Origin of the sequence: Streptomyces sp. NPDC029041 (genome assembly GCF_040637515.1) — a bacterium.
Taxonomy (GTDB): domain Bacteria; phylum Actinomycetota; class Actinomycetes; order Streptomycetales; family Streptomycetaceae; genus Streptomyces.
The window spans coordinates 71683-90323 of sequence record NZ_JBEZWO010000010.1; the positions used below are offsets into that span (position 1 = coordinate 71683).

General features: G+C 71.8%; 11 protein-coding genes. 1 reads left to right on the forward strand and 10 read right to left on the reverse strand.

Annotated elements, in window-relative coordinates:
• Positions 1–28: 28 nt before the first annotated feature.
• The 7 genes from AB0F04_RS25850 to AB0F04_RS25880 all read right to left on the reverse strand — a co-directional run bounded on the left by AB0F04_RS25850 (position 29) and on the right by AB0F04_RS25880 (position 9518).
• A complete protein-coding gene (locus AB0F04_RS25850) occupies positions 29–646 on the reverse strand; it encodes a chorismate mutase (protein ID WP_362045015.1) in 618 nt (205 codons plus the stop codon).
• 35 nt (positions 647–681) lie between these two features.
• On the reverse strand, positions 682–1395 hold the full coding sequence (locus tag AB0F04_RS25855) for a hypothetical protein (protein ID WP_362045017.1): 714 nt from the start codon (positions 1393–1395) through the stop codon (positions 682–684).
• 53 nt (positions 1396–1448) lie between these two features.
• Positions 1449–3515 carry a beta-galactosidase gene (locus AB0F04_RS25860; protein WP_362045019.1) on the reverse strand — a complete coding sequence of 689 codons (2067 nt, stop codon included), beginning with the start codon at positions 3513–3515 and terminating at the stop codon, positions 1449–1451.
• The gene (locus tag AB0F04_RS25865; RefSeq protein ID WP_362045021.1) at positions 3512–5719 is read right to left on the reverse strand and encodes a 1,4-beta-glucanase; all 2208 of its coding nucleotides are present in this window, start codon (positions 5717–5719) and stop codon (positions 3512–3514) included. The genes AB0F04_RS25860 and AB0F04_RS25865 overlap by 4 nt, the downstream gene beginning before the upstream one ends.
• Positions 5720–5832: 113 nt before the next feature.
• Positions 5833–6768: a carbohydrate ABC transporter permease gene (locus tag AB0F04_RS25870; RefSeq protein WP_362045023.1), complete on the reverse strand. Its 936-nt coding sequence runs from the start codon at positions 6766–6768 to the stop codon at positions 5833–5835.
• Positions 6765–7799, reverse strand: a complete 1035-nt coding sequence (locus AB0F04_RS25875; RefSeq protein WP_362045025.1) for an ABC transporter permease subunit — start codon at positions 7797–7799, stop codon at positions 6765–6767. The genes AB0F04_RS25870 and AB0F04_RS25875 overlap by 4 nt, the downstream gene beginning before the upstream one ends.
• 27 nt (positions 7800–7826) lie before the next feature.
• Entirely contained in the window at positions 7827–9518 is a 1692-nt protein-coding gene (locus tag AB0F04_RS25880; protein ID WP_362045027.1) for an extracellular solute-binding protein, read from the reverse strand.
• A 321-nt stretch (positions 9519–9839) separates the two neighbouring features.
• Between AB0F04_RS25880 and AB0F04_RS25885 the strand changes: the two genes are divergently transcribed.
• Positions 9840–12677: a glycoside hydrolase family 3 C-terminal domain-containing protein gene (locus tag AB0F04_RS25885; protein WP_362045029.1), complete on the forward strand. Its 2838-nt coding sequence runs from the start codon at positions 9840–9842 to the stop codon at positions 12675–12677.
• 120 nt (positions 12678–12797) lie between these two features.
• Here AB0F04_RS25885 and AB0F04_RS25890 read toward each other — a convergent pair whose 3' ends face one another.
• The 3 genes from AB0F04_RS25890 to AB0F04_RS25900 form a co-directional block, all read right to left on the reverse strand.
• Positions 12798–14243, reverse strand: coding sequence for an aldehyde dehydrogenase family protein (locus tag AB0F04_RS25890; RefSeq protein ID WP_362045031.1), 1446 nt, complete (start codon positions 14241–14243; stop codon positions 12798–12800).
• A gap of 248 nt (positions 14244–14491) precedes the next feature.
• Complete coding sequence (locus AB0F04_RS25895) at positions 14492–16165, reverse strand: PucR family transcriptional regulator (RefSeq protein ID WP_362045033.1); 1674 nt, start codon at positions 16163–16165, stop codon at positions 14492–14494.
• Between the two features lie 119 nt (positions 16166–16284).
• A complete protein-coding gene (locus tag AB0F04_RS25900) occupies positions 16285–18420 on the reverse strand; it encodes an ATP-binding protein (RefSeq protein WP_362045035.1) in 2136 nt (711 codons plus the stop codon).
• Positions 18421–18641 lie beyond the last annotated feature (221 nt).

Sequence of the window (18641 nt, forward strand, 5' to 3'; positions counted from 1 at the left end):
GGGAGGGACCGGCCGCGTTCTCATGGGCTCAGCGGCAGACGGAGGCCAGCGCGCGGACCAGGGCCCGGGTGTGCAGGGCGTCGAGGTGGTTCTCGTGGTGGACCTGGAGGCCGGCGAATGCCAGTTCGGGGCGGCAGGTGAAGGCGCCGCGGTCCGCGGAGGTGTCGGCGAGGGCTTCGACGAGCGAGCCGGTGACCTGGTTGATCGTCTGCCGTACGACGTTCAGGTCCGGCTTGGTCGTCGGTGCTTCGTCCGGATGGTCGGTCCAGCGTTGGAACAGGCCTCGCTGGACGATCTTGTTGGCCTCGATCTGGTCGCGGAAGACGACACGCATCTCGTCCGGGTCGGCGCCGAGCTGCCGGGCCTGGGCGGCGACGTTGTCGAGGACCTGCTGTTCGCGGGCCGGGTCGTCGATGGGACTGTCGGTGCCCCACTTGGCCGCGGCGACCAGGTCGGCGGTGGCCAGGCGTTCGGCGGCGAGCTCGGCGACGGAGTGCAGGGGGGACAGGGAGAGGGCGGCGGCACGAGGGGCCGTCGCGGTGCCGGAGAGCGGAACCGCGACCGCGGAACCCGTCGCCGTGAGGACGACGGCCGCGGTCGCGGTCACGGTGATCAGGGCACGTCGAAGGGGGGTGGTGGTACGCATGTCCCCATCAAACCCGACGCATCCCCAGGATCAGGTCAACTACTGTTCACGGTCAGGTTGTTGGTGGTGAAGTTCAGACCGCCGGACGACGAGGTGACCTCGTAGCCGAACTGCACGTCACCGATCGTCTCGTTCCCCATCCACTTCTTGGTGTCCTTGATCCACTTCAGGATCGACAGGATGTTCACCGTGCCGGAGCTGGAGTTGGAGGTGCGGATGAACGAGAACACCTCGTTGGAGCCGTTGGTGCCCTTGAAGACGTTCCAGGAGTGTCCGCCGACACTGACCGTGCCCTGCGAGCTGCCGAGCGGACCGACGGGTCCGGTCTTGTTGACCCAGAGCATGATCTCGTAGTCGTGGTCCGTGTCCCAGATGTCGTACGACGTGTTGTACGCGCCGGACGACGGGACGCTGACGTTGTAGCTGCTGGAGAGCGAGCCCAGCGAGGTGATCGACTTGTTGATCGCCTTCGTCTGGTTCGGGTAGGACTTGATGCCGCCGGTGTTGGGGTGGTTGGCCCAGATGCCCCAGTTGGTGCCGGAGTTGGCCCAGATGCACTGGCTGCCGGCGCCGCCGCCCCAGATGTTGTTGTAGAGCGTGTAGCCGTTCAGGTTGGTCTGGCCCCACTGGTCGCAGGTGTTCCAGACGGCGGCGGAGGCGGGGGCGGAGGCGAGACCGATCGTGGCGCCGAGCGCCAGGGCGGGAGCCAGCAGGACCTTGGTGACCCTGCTCAGCGTGTGTGATGCCATGGTGTCCCTTCCATGGGTGGGGGGATTGCGGAGGTGGGGGGTTCACCACGCCCTCAGCGCGAGGACGCGGTCTTCTCCGGCGACCGGGTCGAGCGTTCGGCGCCGGTGGAAGTCCTCGGGTCGAGCTCCGGCGGCCGGGGCCCCGGCCGCAGCACCGCCGCCCCGTGGCGGCCGAGGGTGACCCGGTCGGTGACGTCCGTACCGGTCAGCAGGTCGTGGTGGATGCCGGGCACCTCGACGGTCACCGGCTCACGGCCGTGGTTGAGCACGAACAGCACCTCGCCCCGGCGTACGGCCTCGACCTGCCCGGGCAGGCCGTCGAGCACCGGCCGGACGCCCGCGCCGGCGGCGATCGAGGCCAGCAGGTCGCGCAGCGCCTCGGGTTCCGGGAGCGTGGAGACGTACCAGGCGCGGCCCCTGCGCAGGACGGCGGGCATGCCGTCGAGTTCGCCGCCCTTGTAGCGGGTCGTGTCATCGGGATCGGCGGACTCGATCTCCTCGGACCACAGCGTGCCCGTGAAGCCCTCGCAGGCCACGGTCTCCCCCGCGTCCAGCGGCCACCACTCCTGCAGGGTGCGGATGCCGAACAGGGCCCGCAGCCGGGCGTCCATGCCGCCGGGGCGCACGCGGTCGTCCTCGTCGGCGACACCGGTGAGGAAGCCGCAGACGAGGGTGCCGCCCTGCCGCACGTAGGAGAGGAGGTTGTCGATCGCGCTGTCGGTGAGGGCGTACAACTGCGGTACGACGACCAGCGGGTACCGCGTCAGGTCGTGCTCGGGGTGGGCGAAGTCGGTGGTGAGGTGCGCCTGCCACAGGGCCCGGTGCCAGGCGCGCAGCACGTCCGGGTAGTCCACCCGGCTGGAGAGGCGGCCGTCCTGTTCACCGGCCCACCAGGAGTGCCAGTCGTGCAGGACGGCGACGCTCGCGGTGAGGTGCCGGCCGGTCACCTCGGGGGCGATGCGTTCCAGGTCGGCGCCGAGCCGCTTGACCTCCTGGTACGTCCGGCCCTCCTCCCCCGCGTGGCTGACCATGCCGGAGTGGAACTTCTCCGCGCCCTGCCGGGACTGCCGCCACTGGAAGTAGCAGACGGCGTCGGCGCCCCGGGCCACGGCCTGGAGGGACCACAGCCGGTTGAGGCCGCGTGGCTTGGGGTGGTTCACGCCCCGCCAGTTGACCGGCCCGGCCGCCTGTTCCATCAGCATCCAGGGCCCGCGCGCCTGGGAGCGGGTCATGTCCTGGACGAGGGCGCCGTGCTGCGCGCCGAACGGATCACGCGGGTCGGGGTAGAGGTCGACGGAGACGACGTCCTCCTCCTCGGCCCAGCGCCACGCGTCCTGCCCGGACCACAGCGGCATGAAGTTGGTGGTGACCGGCAGGTGCGGGGTGTGCCGCCGGACGATGTCCCGCTCGGCGGTGTAACACTCCAGGAGCATGTCGGAGGTGAAGCGGCGGAAGTCCAGGACCTGGCCGGGGTTGCGCAGGTAGTGGGGCAGGCGGGGCGGCAGGATGCCGTCCCAGGTGTCGTAGCCCTGGCTCCAGAAGGCGGTGCCCCAGGCGGTGTTGAGGGCGTCGAGCGTGCCGTATTTCGCGCGCAGCCAGCGGCGGAAGGCGGCCGCGGCCTGGTCGCCGTGGTCGTAGGTGCAGTACTCGTTGTTGATGTGCCACATCGTGAGGGCCGGGTGACCGCCGTAGCGGGCGGCCAGGTCCTCGGTGATGGCGGCGGCGTAGCGCCGGTAGGTGGCGCTGGAGTGCGAGAAGTGCTGCCGCCCGCCCCACCACTCGGTGCGGCCGTCCTCGGTGACGGGCAGGGTGTCGGGGTGCAGCCGGCCCATCCAGGGCGGGGGCGAGGAGGTGGGCGTGGCGAGGACGACGCCGATACCGCTGTCGTGCATCAGGTCCATCAGTGTGTCCAGCCAGTCGAATGCGCGCGCACCGGGCTCCGGTTCGAGCGTCGACCAGGAGAACACCCCGAGGGTGACGGAGTTGACGCCGGCGTCCTTCATCAGCCGGACGTCCTCGTGCCAGGTCTCCTCGGCCCACTGCTCGGGGTTGTAGTCGCCGCCGTAGAGGAGGCGGCCCCGGGTGGCGTCGCTCAGCCGGGGCCGTTTCCCCTCGCTCACCGGACGGGGTCCCCGTACTGCACGCCGCGTCCGTTGGTGGCGATGTAGACCCGGCCGTGGACCCGCGGGTCGCCCGCGATGGCGGCTCCGGTCCAGCCCCACTGGTGCCGGTCGTCGTTGATCCGCGTCCAGGTCTTCGCCTCGTCGTCGGAGCGGTGGACGGCCGTGACGGTCTCCGTGGCGCCGACCATGTAGATCGCCGGGTAGGAGGCACCCTCGGCGGCCTTGCCGAAGCCGAGGGTGTACGAGGCCCAGCAGCTGCTGACCTTGGTGAAGTTCGCGCCGCCGTCGGTCGAGCGGTACAGCCCGTTCCACTTGAGGCTCAGCCACAGGTCACCGGAGCGCCCCGGTGCCGCGACCAGCTGGAACTCGCTGTCGCCGGAAGCCAGGCCGGTGGCCCGCGCGGTGAAGGTCCGGCCGCTGTCGGTGCTGGCGAACAGCGTGCCGGTGGTGGTGTCGAAGGCGTAGAAGCGGGCCGGGTCGACGGGGTCCGCGACCGGCTTGGCGCCCTTCGGGAAGGTGGCGGTCTCGGACCAGGTGACGCCGTTGTCCGCCGAGCGGTGGCCCGGGTCGGCCGTGCCGAAGGACCACAGCAGCACGCTGCCGTCGGCGTTGGTGGCGATCGGGCCGGGCGCGGACTTGGCGACGGCGGGCTGGGTCGCGAAGGGGGCCCAGCTCCGGCCGCCGTCGTTCGAGAAGGCGCCGTTGCCGTGGTCGCCCCACCCGGACCGGACCACGTACGACGGTCTGGCCGAGGCCAGCGACAGGCCTGTCGCCGTGCTGAAGACCGGGTTCGTCGCCATGCCGCGCGAGGGCGACGCCGTGAGCCGCTCGTGGTACATCACGCCGACGTCCCCGCATCCGCTGAGCAGGTGCGCCTTGCCGGCCGGGGGCGAGATCAGGTGCCGTACGGACGCCTCCTCCACTCCGCGGATCTGCGGGGCCCAGTGCCTGAGGTCGCGGGTGCCGTAGAGGGTGGCGCCGGTGCCGTACACGACGTGCCGGGAGTCGTACGGGTCGAGCCCGACGGCCTGGATCCACCAGCCGAACTTGGGCTTGTCGGCGCCGAAGGTGAGGTACGGCGTCTCGGAGACGTCGAGGACGGCCTTCTCCTTGAGGGACGTCCAGGTGCGGCCGCCGTCGGTGGTCCGGTACACGGTGTCCACCAGCGACCAGCGGTTGTTGGTGGCGACGACGACGGTGCCCGGGCGCCGGGCGTCCACGGCGACACCGCCGTAGGCGAAGGAGTCGGTCCCGCCGTCGCCCGTGGGCCCGCCGGGCTTCACCGGCGTGACCTCGGTCCACTTCCCGGTCGTCGTCCGCAGCTTGTGCACGCTGCCGTCGGACTGGCCGTTGGGGCCGGGGGCGTCGCCGTAGCTGACGTACAGCTCGCGGGTGTGCCGGTCGTACGCGGCCCGGACCGGCACCTTGGCAGCGGTGCCGGTGGGCTGCCCGGGGACGGCCTCCCAGGTGGTGCCGTCGGACGTGCGGTAGAGGCTCGGCTTCCCGGCGGTGCCGTCGGAGTCGCCCCAGCCCGCGTAGACACTGCGGCCGGCGGCGACCAGGAGGGTGACGCCCTGGCCGGTCGCGCTCGGGGTGGCAGGGAAGCTCACGGCGTGCCAACTGACGCCGCGGTCGGTCGACTTGAGCAGTCCGTCGTGCCGGGTGCCCAGCCACAGGGTGTCGCTGTCCCGCGGGTCGACGAGCAGCCGTTCACCGCAGCCGCGCCCGTCCTCGTTGGCCCCGAGCTTCACGGTGAGGTCGGTGCGCTGCCAGGTCGCGCCCCGGTCCTCGGACCGCAGCACGGCCCCGTTGCCGGCCCAGGACTGCGTGTACGTGCCGAGGGCGAGGTAGACCCGGTCCGGGTGCGCCGGGTCGACGGCCATGGCCTCCACGCCGAGCAGGTTCCAGTCGTCCCAGCCGATGTGGTCGGTCAGCGGGATCCACCGGTCGGTCCGGTCGTCCCAGCGGTAGGCACCGCCGATGTCGGTGCGGAGGTAGACGAGCCCCTCGACGGAGGGGTGGAACAGCACGCCGGTGATGAATCCGGTTCCGCCCTGGACGGCGTTGCGCCAGCGGTAGCCGCCCGGCGCGGCAGGGGGCGCGGCATGGGCACGTTGCTGGGCCGCCGGAAGGGCGGAGGCCGCAGCGGTGACGGCGGTGGCGGCGAGCACGGAACGTCTGCTGAGGGGAAACGCACGCATGACAGACCTCGGTTCCTGCAAGGGGGGGGTGGGAGAGAGGCTTCAGGGGTGCGGGGAACTGCGTGACAAGCCACGACGCGGCGGCAGGCGACAACCGACGGCCGGCGTCGCGATCACCCCTTGACGGCCCCGGTGAGCATGCCCTTCTTGAAGTGCCTCTGGACGAAGGGGGACAGCACGGCGACGGGCAGCAGCGCCATCACCATCACGGCCATCTGCACCGCCAGCCCCGACAGCTGCCCCGTCTTGATGGCCTGCCCCAGTCCCACCGGGGCCTCCTGCTTCTGCACCAGCTGGATCATGACGTTCTGCAGCGGCATCATGTCCTGGTCGTTCAGGTAGAGCGACGCGTTGAACCAGGCGCTCCAGTACCCGACGGCGTAGAACAGCGTGATCACCGCGAGGACGGCCCGCGACAGCGGCATGACGATCTGCCGCAGGATGCGGAAGTCTCCCGCACCGTCGATGCGTGCGCTGTCGATGAGTTCCTGCGAGATCCCCATGAAGAAACCGCGCAGCACCAGGATGTTGAAGACGCTGATCGCGCTCGGCAGGATCAGCGCGAGATAGCTGTCCATCAGGCCGAGGGACTGCACGAGCAGGTACGTGGGGATGAGGCCGGCGCTGAAGAACATGGTCGCCAGCAGCGTCATCAGGATCCAGCGGTGGCCGAGGGACCCGCTGCGGGAGAGGCCGTAGGCGCACAGCACGGACACCGCCATGGAGAACAGCGTGCCGACCAGGGTGACGAGGACGCTGACGATCGCGGCGCGGGTGACCTGACCGCCGCTGAGCAGTTCCTGGTACGCGATGAAGGTGATGCCCTTGGGCACCAGCACCAGGCCGCCCGCCTCGTCGATGGTCTTCCGCGAGGAGAGGCTGGTGACGATCACGATCCACAGCGGGAAGAGGATCGCCAGGCAGGCGAAGGACAGGGCGATGCCCTTGCCCGCGAGGCCGGCCTTGGACGGAGCCTCCTCCCACGGCGGGCGTGGCGGAGCGGCCCACGGGCGCGGCTTGCTCGCCGGTTTCTCGATGACGGCGGTCATTTCTTGTACACCCCCTGCTCGCCCATGAGGTGGGCCACCTTGTTCGCGGCGAGGACCAGGCCGATGCTGACCACGCCCTTGATGAGACCGGCGGCGGCCGCGTAGCTGAAGTCCTGGTTGCGTACGCCGTTCCACCACACGAAGGTGTCGAGGACCTCTCCCGCACCCGGCCCGACGGCGTCGCGTTGCAACAGAATCTGTTCGAACCCGACGGTCAGGGCGTCGCCGACGCGCAGTACGAGGAGAAGGGCGATCACCGGGCGCAGGGCGGGCAGCGTGACGTGCCACATGCGGCGCCAGCGTCCGGCGCCGTCCATCGCGGCGGCCTCGTACAGGTCCGGGCTGACCGACGCCAGGGCGGCGAGGAAGACGATGATCCCCCAGCCGGCGTCCTTCCACACGCTCTCCGCGGTCAGCAGGAAGGGGAAGGTGCCCGGGTTGGTCATGATGTCGATGCCGTCGTACCCGTTCTGCCGCAGCAGCTGGGAGAGCATCCCCGCGCCGCCGAACATCTGCTGGAAGACGGCGATGACCAGCACCCACGAGAAGAAGTGCGGCAGGTAGAGCACCGCCTGCGCGACGGCCCGCACGCGGGGCCGGACCACGCTGTTGATGAGCAGCGCGAGCAGGATCGGGATGGGGAAGAACAGCACGAGCTGGACGAAGAACAGCACCAGCGTGTTCTCGACGGCGTTCCAGAAGTCCGAGTCCTCGAAGATCCGCTGGAAGTTCTCCATGCCCACGAAGGGGCTGTTCAGGATGGAGACGATGCCGTTGTCGCTGATGTAGGGGTCGTAGTCCTGGAAGGCGACGACGTTGCCGAGGATGGGCAGGTAGTTGAAGACCAGCACCAGCAGGACGGCCGGCAGCGTCATGAGGACCAGGACGCGGTCGCGTCGGAACCTGTGCCGCAAGCTCAGCTTGCCCGCAGGCGGCTTCTCCCGGGGTCCGGTGACGTCACCGGACGCCACCGGGACCTTCTCGGGCGCTTCGGCCTCGGTGCTGCTCCGAGGCACCGTGCTGTGGGACACGGCAGTTCTCCTTGCCTCAGAGTCCGGTCAGCTCGCCGCCGAGCCGTTTTCGTCCAGGAGCTTCTGGTACCAGTCGCGGAGCTTGTCGCCGCCCTTGCTCTTCCAGTCGGCGACGGCCTGCTGCATGTCGCTGATCTTCTTGCGGCCGCGGACGATGTCGTCCTCGAGCTGCTCGAAGTTGTTGGAGAGGTTGGTGTACCGGGCGGGCTCGGTGATCTGCATGCCCCAGAAGGAGGACTTCTTGGCGAAGGCGCCCATGCGCTGCTGCCACTCGACCTGGCCCTTGGCCACGTCGGGGAAGTCGGGGTGCGCGAGGGTCGCGGCGGGGCTCGCGACCATGACGTAGGCGTTCATCACCTCGATGTTGCCCTGGTCGGTCTTGACGGGGACGCCGTCCTTGACGGTGTAGTGGGTCCCTTCGACGCCGTAGTTGGTCATCATGTACTCCTTGGTGCCGTACGGCGCCGCGGTGACGTTGGCGACGGCCAGCACGTCGCGGATGACCGACTCGGAGGCCTTCTTGTTGACGAAGGCGAAGATGCCGGCGGGCTGATCGGCCCACAGGACGGGGTCGCCGCCGTCGTGGCCCCATATGTCCATGCCCCAGATCTTGAACTCCGGGTTCTGAGCGGCCTGTTCAGCGGTTCGGCCCCACCATTGGGAGATGTTGTTGGGGTAGATCAGGAACTCGCCCGCCGCGAACTTGGGGCCCGCGTCGGGGGCGTTCTTGCCCATCCTGGAGTCGGGGTGGACGACCCCGGCGGCGAAGAGCTTGCGGGACCACTCCAGCGCCTCGAGGAACTCCTCGGTCTCGACGCGGTTGACGAGCTTGCCGTCGACGAGGTGCCAGCCGAGCGGCTTCTCGGACCCCGAGAGCACACCGAAGGCCTGGAAGGCGGTCCACTTCATGTCCAGGCAGGCCCACCGCCTGGCCTTGGCGTTGGTGATCTCCTTGGCCAAGTCCATGAACTCGTCGCAGGACTTGGGAACTTCGTAGCCCTCCTTCTCGAAGATGTCCTGCCGGTACAGGGGCACCATGGAGGGGGCGGACGGCGCCGGCATCGGCAGGCCGCGCAGCTTGCCGCCGAAGATGGAGCGCCGCCAGGCATCCGTGGGGATCGCCGCGAGGTTCGGGTACTCCTTGACCTTGTCCCCGGAGAGATAGGGGCCGAGGTCGGCGAACTTGCTGATGATGGCGCTCGGTATCTTGCCGCCCATGTTCCAGCCGGGGACCACCACGACGTCCGGAACGTCGCTGGAGGCGAGGACCGCGCCGAGCTTCTGGTCGTAGGTGTTGCCGTCCTGGTTCTGCCAGACGACGTCGACGCCGATCAGGTCGTTCATCGCCTTGTAGTAGGCGTTGTTCTGCTTCGGCGGTGAGCCCCAGAACGGCGACATGACGGTGACCTTGCCGCCCTTGCCGAGCTTCTTCGAGACCGAGGTCTTCAGTCCGGCCAGGTCGAGCTTGCCGGTGAAGCCGATCGCGGAGCCGTTCCTGGACGGGATGTCCGGCGTCACCACGTTGCCGGCCACGTACGCCGGCAGGATCTTCGCGGCGTCCTTGCCCGACGTGGTGCCGTCCCGCGACCCGCCCTCCGACCCGCCACACGCGGCGAGCAGCGGCATCCCGCCCGCCACGGCCGCGGTGGCGACCGCCGTGGAGGCGAGGAAACTTCTCCGGCTCGGTCCGGAGGAGGTGGAGGCGGCGTTCGGCGTCATTGCGTCAACCCTTCGTGGCGCACCAGGACACCCGGCGGAAGGCCGTCGGCTGCGGTGTCTCGAGTGGAACTGGCTGAGCAGAAGCGGAACTTCGACCAGAGAACCTCTGCAGTCGAAGCGCTTCGATGTTGCTGTGAGGTTAAGTGAACACCCATAGGTGCACAAGGGTCGTTCCCAAACTTCCTCGCGGGCACCAGAAGGGACCATTCCTCATGCCCGGCCTGAAGGGACGCCCCCCCTCTCTTGACACCCGACGCGTGGCCGACCAGCATCGAAGCGCTTCGAAAGCGCCTCGTCGTTCCAGCACAGGGGGATCCCCACGTGACCGCACCCATGCCACCCACCGCACCCTTCCGCGACCCCCGGCTGCCCTTCGCGAAGCGCGTCGACGATCTGCTGGGGCGGCTCACCCCGGACGAGAAGATCTCCTTCCTGCACCAGTTCGCGCCCGCCGTCCAGCGGCTCGGCGTCGCCGCATTCCGCACCGGCCAGGAGGCGCTGCACGGCGTGGCGTGGATGGGCCCGGCGACGGTGTTCCCGCAGGCGGTCGGCCTGGGCGCGACCTGGAACCCGGAGCTGGTGCGGCGCGTCGGCGACGCGGTGTCCAGGGAGGTCCGCGCGATGCGCGCCAAGGACGACCGGGTCGGCCTGAACGTCTGGGCCCCGGTGGTCAACCTGCTGCGCCACCCCCTGTGGGGCCGCAACGAGGAGGGCTACTCGGAGGACCCGAAGCTCACCTCGGCGATCGCCACGGCCTACACGCACGGTCTGCGCGGTGACCACCCCGTCCACTGGCGCACCGCACCCGTGCTGAAGCACTGGCTGGCCCACAACAACGAGACGGACCGCGCCACCGCATCGAGCTCGGTACGCCCGCGCGTGCTGCACGAGTACGACCTGCGGGCCTTCCGGGAGACGGTCGAGGCGGGCGCGGTGGCCGGGGTGATGCCGGCGTACAACCTGGTCAACGGCCGTCCCAACCACGTGTCCCCGTACCTGGCCGAGCACCTGCGGACCTGGACCGACGAGGATCTTCTGGTCTGCTCGGACGCGGGCGCGCCCAGCAACCTCGTCGACGCCGAGCACTACTTCGACACCCATGAGGAGGCCACCGCCGCCTCCCTCGTCGCGGGTGTCGACAGCTTCACCGACCACGGCACGGACTCCTCGCAGATGACGGGGCGATTGCGCGGCGCCCTGGAGCGCGGCCTGCTGACCGAGGCCGATCTGGACACGGCCGTCCGCCGTCAGCTCTCGGTGCGTTTCCGGCTCGGCGAGTTCGACCCGCAGGACGACCCGCACGGCGCCACCGGCGCGTTCGACACCCCGGAGCACCGCGACCTCGCCCGGGAGGCGGCCGAGCAGGCGATCGTGCTGCTCAAGAACGACGGGGTGCTGCCCCTCGCCCCGGACACCCGGATCGCGGTGGTGGGGCTGCTCGCCGACGAGTGCAAGCTCGACTGGTACAGCGGCACGCTCCTCCACCGCTCGACCCCGCTGGAGGGCTTGTACGAGCGGTTCGGTGCGCAGCGGGTGGAGTTCGCCGAGGGCGTGGACCGGGTCCGGCTGAAGACCTCCGCGGGCGCGTTCCTGCACGTGCCGGTGGTGGAGGACGCCGCCGACGAGGTGCGCGGCGCCGAGGGCGCGCTCGACCCGGCGCTGCTGGCGGGCCGCACCGACCTGCCCCCGCTCACCACGGACGCGGCCGGCACCGAACTGGCGCTGGTGGACTGGGGCGAGGGGGTGCTGACCCTGCGCGCCCCCGACGGCCGCTATCTCTCGGTCGCCGAGGACGGCTGCCTGCGCGCCTCCGCCGACCAGCCGGGCGGCTGGGTGGTGCAGGAGACGTTCCGTCTGGAACCGCACGGGGAGGGGCACCTCCTGAAGCACCTGGGGACGGGTCGCCACGTGTGTGTCTCCGCCGACGGCGTGAAGGTTGCCGACGCGGATCCCGAGGTCTTCGAGCTGGTCGTGGCCGAGCGTGGCGAGGAGGCGGTGGCGCGTGCCGCCGCGGCGGCCGACGTGGTCGTGGTGGTCGCCGGCAACGACCCGCACATCAACGGCCGCGAGACCGAGGACCGTACGACCCTGCGTCTGCCGGAACAGCAGGAGCGGCTGCTGCGGGCGGCCCGGGCGGCGAACCCGGCCACCGTGCTGGCACTGGTCTCCGCCTACCCGTACGCCGTCGATCCGGCCGAGCTGCCCGCCGTGCTGTGGACCGCGCACGGCGGCCAGGCGGCCGGCACCGCCCTGGCCCGCGTCCTCGCCGGTGACGTCTGTCCCGCCGGCCGTCTGCCGCAGACCTGGTACGCCGACGACGCCGACCTGCCGGGCCTGCTCGACTACGACGTGATCGGCTCCCGCCAGACGTACCTGTACTTCGAGGGGACGCCCCTGTTCCCCTTCGGGCACGGCCTGTCGTACGCGTCGTTCGCGTACGGCGGCCTGACGGCCCGGGTCGAGGGCGAGAGGGTGCGCGTCTCCCTCACCGTCACCAACACCGGCGACGTCACGGCCGACGAGGTCGCCCAGCTCTACACCCGGGCCGTCGAGGCGTCCGTGCCACGCCCGCGCCGCGAACTGCTCGACCACCGCCGCGTCACCCTCGCCCCCGGGGCGACGGCCGAGCTCGGCTTCGACGTCCCCCTGAGCGCCTTCGCGTTCTGGGACGTCGCCCAGGACCGGTGGCGGGTGGAGCCGGGCGCGCATGAGCTGCTGGCCGGGGCGTCCAGTGAGGACGTCCGGCTGCGCACGACGGTCGTGCTCGACGGCGAGCCGGCCCGGCCGCGCGCGGTCCTCGCGCAGGGCCTGGCCGCGGCCGGGTTCGACGAGGAGAGCGGCATCGAGATCGTCGACCGGACGAAGGTCGCGGGCGACGCCGTGACGCCGAGGGCCGGCGAGGCGGGCGAACTCCTCTACCGTGCCTGCGACTTCGGGCAGGGCGCCTGCGAGGTGACGGTGGAGGTGGCCGGCGCGGGCACGGTCGAGCTGTCCCTCGACGGGGGCCCGGCGCTGGCGGTGCTGTCGCCCGCCGCACCGTCCTCCGGTCCATACGACTACGTCCGGCTGAGCGCGCCCGTCGCCGTCGCGGGCGTCCACGACGTGCGCCTCGGACTGCGCGGCCCGCTGCGGCTCGCGCACGTCGGCTTCTCCGGTTGAGGGTCCGGAGCAGGCCGGCACGGAGAAGGGGCCCGGCACCGGAAGGCAGCGGTGCCGGGCCCCTTCGCAGAGCCTACATGAAAATGATTTCCATGAGATAGAGGGTGGGGCGGTTACAGGTCAGAGCTCGATGCCGGTCAGGACCAGCACCCGCTCGTAGGTGTAGTCCTCCATCGCGAACCGAACGCCCTCGCGGCCCACGCCGGACTGCTTGACGCCGCCGTACGGCATCTGGTCGGCGCGGTAGGACGGCACGTCACCGATGACCACGCCGCCGACCTCCAGGGCCCGGTGGGCGCGGAAGGCGGTCTGCAGGTCGTGGGTGAACACGCCCGCCTGGAGGCCGTACTTGGAGTCGTTGACGGCGGCGAAGGCCGCGGCCTCGCCGTCCGCCTTCTGCACCGTGAGGACCGGACCGAAGACCTCCTCGCAGGAGATCGTCACGTCGGACGGGACCTCGGCCAGGACGGTCGGCGCGTAGGAGGCGCCCTCGCGCTTGCCGCCGGTCAGCAGCCGGGCACCGGCGTCCACCGCCTCCTGCACCCACGTCTCGACGCGCTTCGCGGCGTTCTCGTCGACCAGCGGGCCGACGTCCGTCTTGTCGTCACCCGGGTCGCCGGTGACCTGGGCCTCGACGGCGGCGACGATACGCGGCAGCAGCCGGTCGTACACCGCGGCGTCGGCGATGACCCGCTGCACCGAGATGCAGGACTGGCCGCCCTGGTAGTTGGAGAAGGTGGCGATGCGGTTCGCCGCCCGGTCCAGGTCCTCGTCGCTCGCCCAGTCGGCGAGGACGACGGCCGCGCCGTTGCCGCCCAGCTCCAGGGTGCAGTGCTTGCGCGGCACCGAGTCCATGATCGCGTAGCCGACCTTCTCGGAGCCCGTGAAGGAGATCACGGGCAGGCGCTCGTCCTGCACGAGGGCGGGCATCTTGTCGTTGGCGACCGGCAGGATGCTCCAGGAGCCCGCCGGCAGCTCGGTCTCGGCCAGCAGGTCACCGATGATCAGGCCGGACAGCGGGGTCGCCGGAGCCGGCTTCAGGATGATCGGGGCGCCGGCGGCGATGGCCGGGGCGATCTTGTGGGCGCAGAGGTTCAGCGGGAAGTTGAAGGGGGCGATGCCGAGCACGACGCCCTTGGGGAAACGGCGGGTGAGGGCGAGCCGCCCCTGGCCGCCGAGGTCGGTGTCGAGGCGCTGGGCCTCACCGCCGTTGAACCGCCGGGCCTCCTCGGCCGCGAACCGGAACACGGACACGGCCCGGCCGACCTCGCCGCGCGCCCACTTCATGGGCTTGCCGTTCTCGGCGGAGATCAGCTGCGCGATCTCCTCGGTGCGCTCGGCCAGACGCTTGCTGACGTGGTCGAGGGCGGCGGCCCGGACGTGGGCGGGGGTGGCGGCGAACTCGTCCAGCACGGCGTGCGCGGCGGCCACGGCCTGTTCGACCTGGGCGTCCGTCGGCACGCTCACCTCGCCCACGAGCCGCCCGTCCCAGGGGGAGGTGACGTCGAAGGTTTCCTCGCCGGTGGCCTGGCGGCCGGCGAGCCAGAAGGCGTGGGTGGAGGTCATGTGGGTTCCGGCCCTTCGGCGTTGGGGGTGATCCTGTGCTACCGGACCAACGGTAGGCGCGAGGTGGCCGAAGCACGTTTGTCCGAGCCGTAGCAGTGGGGGACGAAGATACTCCGGTTTGGACATTCCCCAATGTGGGGCCGCGCCACCAGGCACCCCGGGCCCCTCGGACACAGAGTGGGCAACGCAGAGTGGGGCCGCGCCCTCAGGTATCCCAGGCCGCTGGGCCGTGGAGCCGAGGCGCTCGGCTATTCGCCGGAGGCCGCCTTCAGGGCCAGCCACAGCTCCATCCGGACGTCCGGGTCGTCCAGGGACCGGCCGAGGATCTCCTCGACGCGGCGCATGCGGTAGCGCAGGGTGTGCCGGTGGACGCCCAGCTCGGCCGCCGCCGCGTCCCACTGGCCGTGCTTGGACAGCCAGGCGCGCACGGAGGAGACGAGGTCACCGCGGCCCGTGGCGTCGTGCTCGTACAGCGGCCGCAGCATGCCGTCGGCGAAGGCCCGTACCGCATCGTCCGCCAGCAGCGGCAGCACCGACCCGGCCGCCATCCGCTCGTGCTCCACGAGGACGCGCCCGCGCCGCCTCGCCACCGACAGCGCCTGCTCGGCCTGCTTGTACGCGGCGGACGCGGCTATCGGCCCGGCCGGTGCCGACAAGCCGACGACGAGTTCGCCGTCCTCGCCGCCCGGTACCTTCTCGCGCATGCCGGCCCGGGTCGTCTCCAGGGCGGCCGCGTACTCCCCGCAGGCCGCCGCGGCGGCGCCGCCGTCCGCGGCCAGCACCACCAGCCGCTCCCCCTCCGGCACAACCAGCACGGCCTCCCCGGCCCGGGCCGCCGCGGACTCCATGACGTCGCCGAGAACCGCGAGGGGGTCGCCGCCGGTGTCGGCCGCGGCGAGCGCGGCGGCCGAGGGCCGTTCGGCGGGCGGGACGCCCTTGCGCGCCTCGGCACGGGCCAGCGCGGCCGACGCCGACACCGGCACCCGCTCCGCGACCAGCATCCGGAACGGCGCGTCCAGCAGCTCGCCGTACAGGTCCCCGGCGACCGCGCGCGCATGGTCCGGCTCACCGGCCAGCAGCATGCGCAGCACCGCCGCTCCGACGCGCTGCTCGGCCGCCTGGAGGGAGCGGGAGCGTTCCGTGGTCAGGGTCAGCAGGGCGATGGCCGAGTGGACGGCGTAGCGCTCGGCGGTGCCCGGGGCGGCGGCGGTGCCCACGGCGAGGGCCGCGCGGGGGCGGCGGCCGGTGCCGATGGTGTGCAGCTCGACCCGGTCCTCGTTCTCCGGCCCGCCGGACACGGAGGAGGCGGGCGCCGGGCGGTCCCGCAGCTTCTGCACGTCGCCGGTGAGCCGCGCGGCACGCCGCCCCGCCCACTCCGGTGCCGTGGCGACGACCGCGCCCGAGGCGTCGTAGAGCGCCGCCCAGCCGTCGACCTGCGCGGCCAGGGCGGCGAGCAACCCCTCCGGGCCGCCCGTCTGGGCCTGCCGGGTCAGTTCGCGCTGGGCGGCGAACCCGGCGGTGACGGCCCGGTACTGGTCGGCGGCGATCGCGGCGGAGACGGCCTTGCTGATGGCGAGGAACGGCGTGCGGCGCGGCACCTCCAGCAGCGGCAGGCCCTCCTTCACGGCGGCGTCGACGAGCGCCCGGGGAATCTCCTCGTAGTTGACGCCGACGGCGAAGCCCAGCCCGACGACTCCGGCCCCCGCCAGCCGGTGGACGTAGCGGCGCATGGCCTCCGGGTCCTCGGCGTCCAGCTTGAGCGCGGTGATCAGCAGCAGTTCGCCGCCCTCCATGTAGGGGACGGGGTCGGCGAGCTCGCTGACGTGCGCCCAGCGGACCGGCACGTCGAGGCGGTCTTCGCCCGCCCGCACGGTCAGTTTCAGCGCGGAGTGGTGGACGAGCGAGGCGAGCGTCGGGGGCATGAGGCCTTCTGCGTCAGGACTGTGTGGTCTCTGCGGTCTTTTGGCCGCCACGTATGAACGACCTGTGACGATTCTGCCTCACCGTACGGTCCCCGCGTACCCGCACCGGCGGGTAGGCGTCAGCTCCGCAGGTCCACCAGCAGCGGAGGCGCGTGCTCGCCCGTCACGTCGGTCAGGGACAGCACCGCGTGGCCCGCCGGCACGGCGTGTGCCAGCTCGGAGGCGGACCAGCGCTCCCGCTCCACCTGCCGCACGGTGACCGCCCGCGCGGTCGGGGCCTTGCCGGTGATCACCCGGCGCAGCATGTGCACGGCCTTGCCCGCCGGGGTCTCCGCGATGATCTGCCGGTCGGTGACGTCCCGGGCCTCGGTCCACTCCTTGCCCCACACCTCGGCGAAGTCCTGCCCGTCCCAGGGCGTGAGCCCCGACAGCGCCATCCGGCAGCCGGTCGCGCCGAGCAGCGGCCCACGCAGCGGCCGGGCCACGTCGTCGAGCGTCCGCAGCGTGAGCACGACCCCGGCGTTGCCCGACCGCAGCCGCTGGATGCCGCGCACGGCCTCGGGCGTCACCACCCCGGTCGCGTCGTCCAGCAGCAGGCAGGCGAACAGCGACCGGTCCTCGCGGACGGCGACACTCGCCGTGAACTGCGCGAGCACCAGCCGGGCCAGCATCTTGGAGGCGTCTGCGTGGCCGCGCTGGGGCAGGTCGATGCGCACCCGCACCGGGTGGTCGAGGGCCTTGAGCGTGAAGGGCCGAGACCGCCCCGAGGTGTCGAAGAACCCGGCGAAGGCGGGCCGGTCGAGCAGGGCGACGCGATCGCCCAGTACCCCGCCGACGTCGCCCGGCTGCCCCATCTGCCGCTCCCGGGCGTCGAGTTCCCGCAGCAGTGACTCCTGCCCGGCCTCTTGGAGCCCCTGCCGCAGCGCGGCGAACGGCCCCGGCGCACCGTCGAGCAGCTGCCGCAGCTCCGGTACGGAGGGAAAACGGCCGTGCACGGCCCGGAACGGCCCGAGCAGCTGGGCGAGGACGGTGGTGGACCGGCGGCTGTCACTGCCGGGGTGCGGGTCGGCGAGATCCCCGACGAGGGCCTCGGCGAGCACCGCCGCGGCCTCGTCCGGGTCGCCGGTGCCGCCGTACAGGTCGAGGTCGTACTCGGACTCCTGGTTCCCGATGCGCACGACCACGTCGTAGGCGTCGGCCGGCCCGAGCCCCGCACCGGCCGCCCCGACGACGACCACGGCGGCCCGCCCGGCGAGAGCGTGCAGGCAGAGCGATTCGGCGAGGGGCCGGACGACGGTCCCGGTCTTGCCGGATCCGGCGGGGCCGACGGCGACGAGCGAGGTGCCGAGCAGGTCGGGCCCGAGGGCGAGCCCCGTGCCGCGGTAGGTGTAGGGGTTGCGGACGTCGTCGACGGTGGTGCCGAGCCGCACCTGTCCGGTGAGGAGGTCGTGCCGGGCGAGCCGGGCGGGCAGGTCGCGCTCCCCCGAGGGGTGCAGGCACGCGGCGGCTCCGTCCTTGAGCACGGCGCCGCTGAAGGTGGCCAGGCTGTGCCGCCCGGTGCGCACGCCCTGCCAGGCACGCAGGATCCGGGCGTGGTCGACGTCCCGCATCAGCCCGGAGCGGGCCTCGGCGGCGAGCCGCTCGGCGGCGTCGGGGGCCCCGGCGGCACGCAGCTCGTTCCACTGGGCCGGGTCGTCCTCGGGGCCCGTACGGACCTCCTGGGTCTCCGGACGGCGGAAGCGGGAGGTGACGAAGCGGCGCCACACCTCGCCCCAGCGGCCGAGCCGGGCCGCCCCGATCATGATCGCCAAGGCGACGAGCACCTCGTACCCCTGGTAGACGATGTACGTCCCGGTCTCCCCGAGATCGCTGTCGCCGCCCCGCCAGGCGTCGGGGACGATCAGGTCGAACGGCACCCACCACCAGGTGCCGAGGTAGCCGTTCTGCAGCAGCGACCAGATCAGCCATCCCACGAGGAAGGCGATCAGCGCCCCGCTCAGCAGCTGCCGGGTGGGGATCTCCTCGGGTTCCTCCGCGGGCCGCGGCCGGTGCCCGAACCGCCACACGCCCGGCGCGGCCTCGGGGCGCGGTGCCCGCAGCCAGGTGAGGAACGCCGACCCGTCCGGCGGCGGCGGCATCCCCGGCGCCGCCCGGGGCGGCAGGGAAGGCATCGCCGGCACCTCCGGCGGCCCCGCCGGGCGCGGCACGGGACTCGCATGCGTACCCCGCGCCTCCTGCGTCCCGTCGCTGTCCATCGCCCTTGCCCCCTGACCAGCCGCTCCGTCCACCATCAGCGAGCCAATCTAACGCCCTCTCCTGGGGAGTTCACCGCTTACACGGCCGGGTCGTGGGCACCGGTCCGTCAGAGTGCCATGTCCACCCCGGACAAGGCGCCCCGCCGACAACGCCCACATGGAGCATGCCCACCCTCCTTTCCCCGCCCTAGCCTGCGAGAAGAGAAGCCAAGCGTCCGCAG

Excerpts from the sequence above, each read along its gene's own strand:
- AB0F04_RS25850 (WP_362045015.1), bottom strand. The coding sequence starts at position 646 with ATGCGTACCACCACCCCCCTTCGACGTGCCCTGATCACCGTGACCGCG.
- AB0F04_RS25855 (WP_362045017.1), bottom strand. The coding sequence starts at position 1,395 with ATGGCATCACACACGCTGAGCAGGGTCACCAAGGTCCTGCTGGCTCCC.
- AB0F04_RS25865 (WP_362045021.1), bottom strand. The coding sequence starts at position 5,719 with ATGCGTGCGTTTCCCCTCAGCAGACGTTCCGTGCTCGCCGCCACCGCC.
- AB0F04_RS25870 (WP_362045023.1), bottom strand. The coding sequence starts at position 6,768 with ATGACCGCCGTCATCGAGAAACCGGCGAGCAAGCCGCGCCCGTGGGCC.
- AB0F04_RS25880 (WP_362045027.1), bottom strand. The coding sequence starts at position 9,518 with ATGACGCCGAACGCCGCCTCCACCTCCTCCGGACCGAGCCGGAGAAGT.
- AB0F04_RS25890 (WP_362045031.1), bottom strand. The coding sequence starts at position 14,243 with ATGACCTCCACCCACGCCTTCTGGCTCGCCGGCCGCCAGGCCACCGGC.
- AB0F04_RS25895 (WP_362045033.1), bottom strand. The coding sequence starts at position 16,165 with ATGCCCCCGACGCTCGCCTCGCTCGTCCACCACTCCGCGCTGAAACTG.
- AB0F04_RS25900 (WP_362045035.1), bottom strand. The coding sequence starts at position 18,420 with ATGGACAGCGACGGGACGCAGGAGGCGCGGGGTACGCATGCGAGTCCC.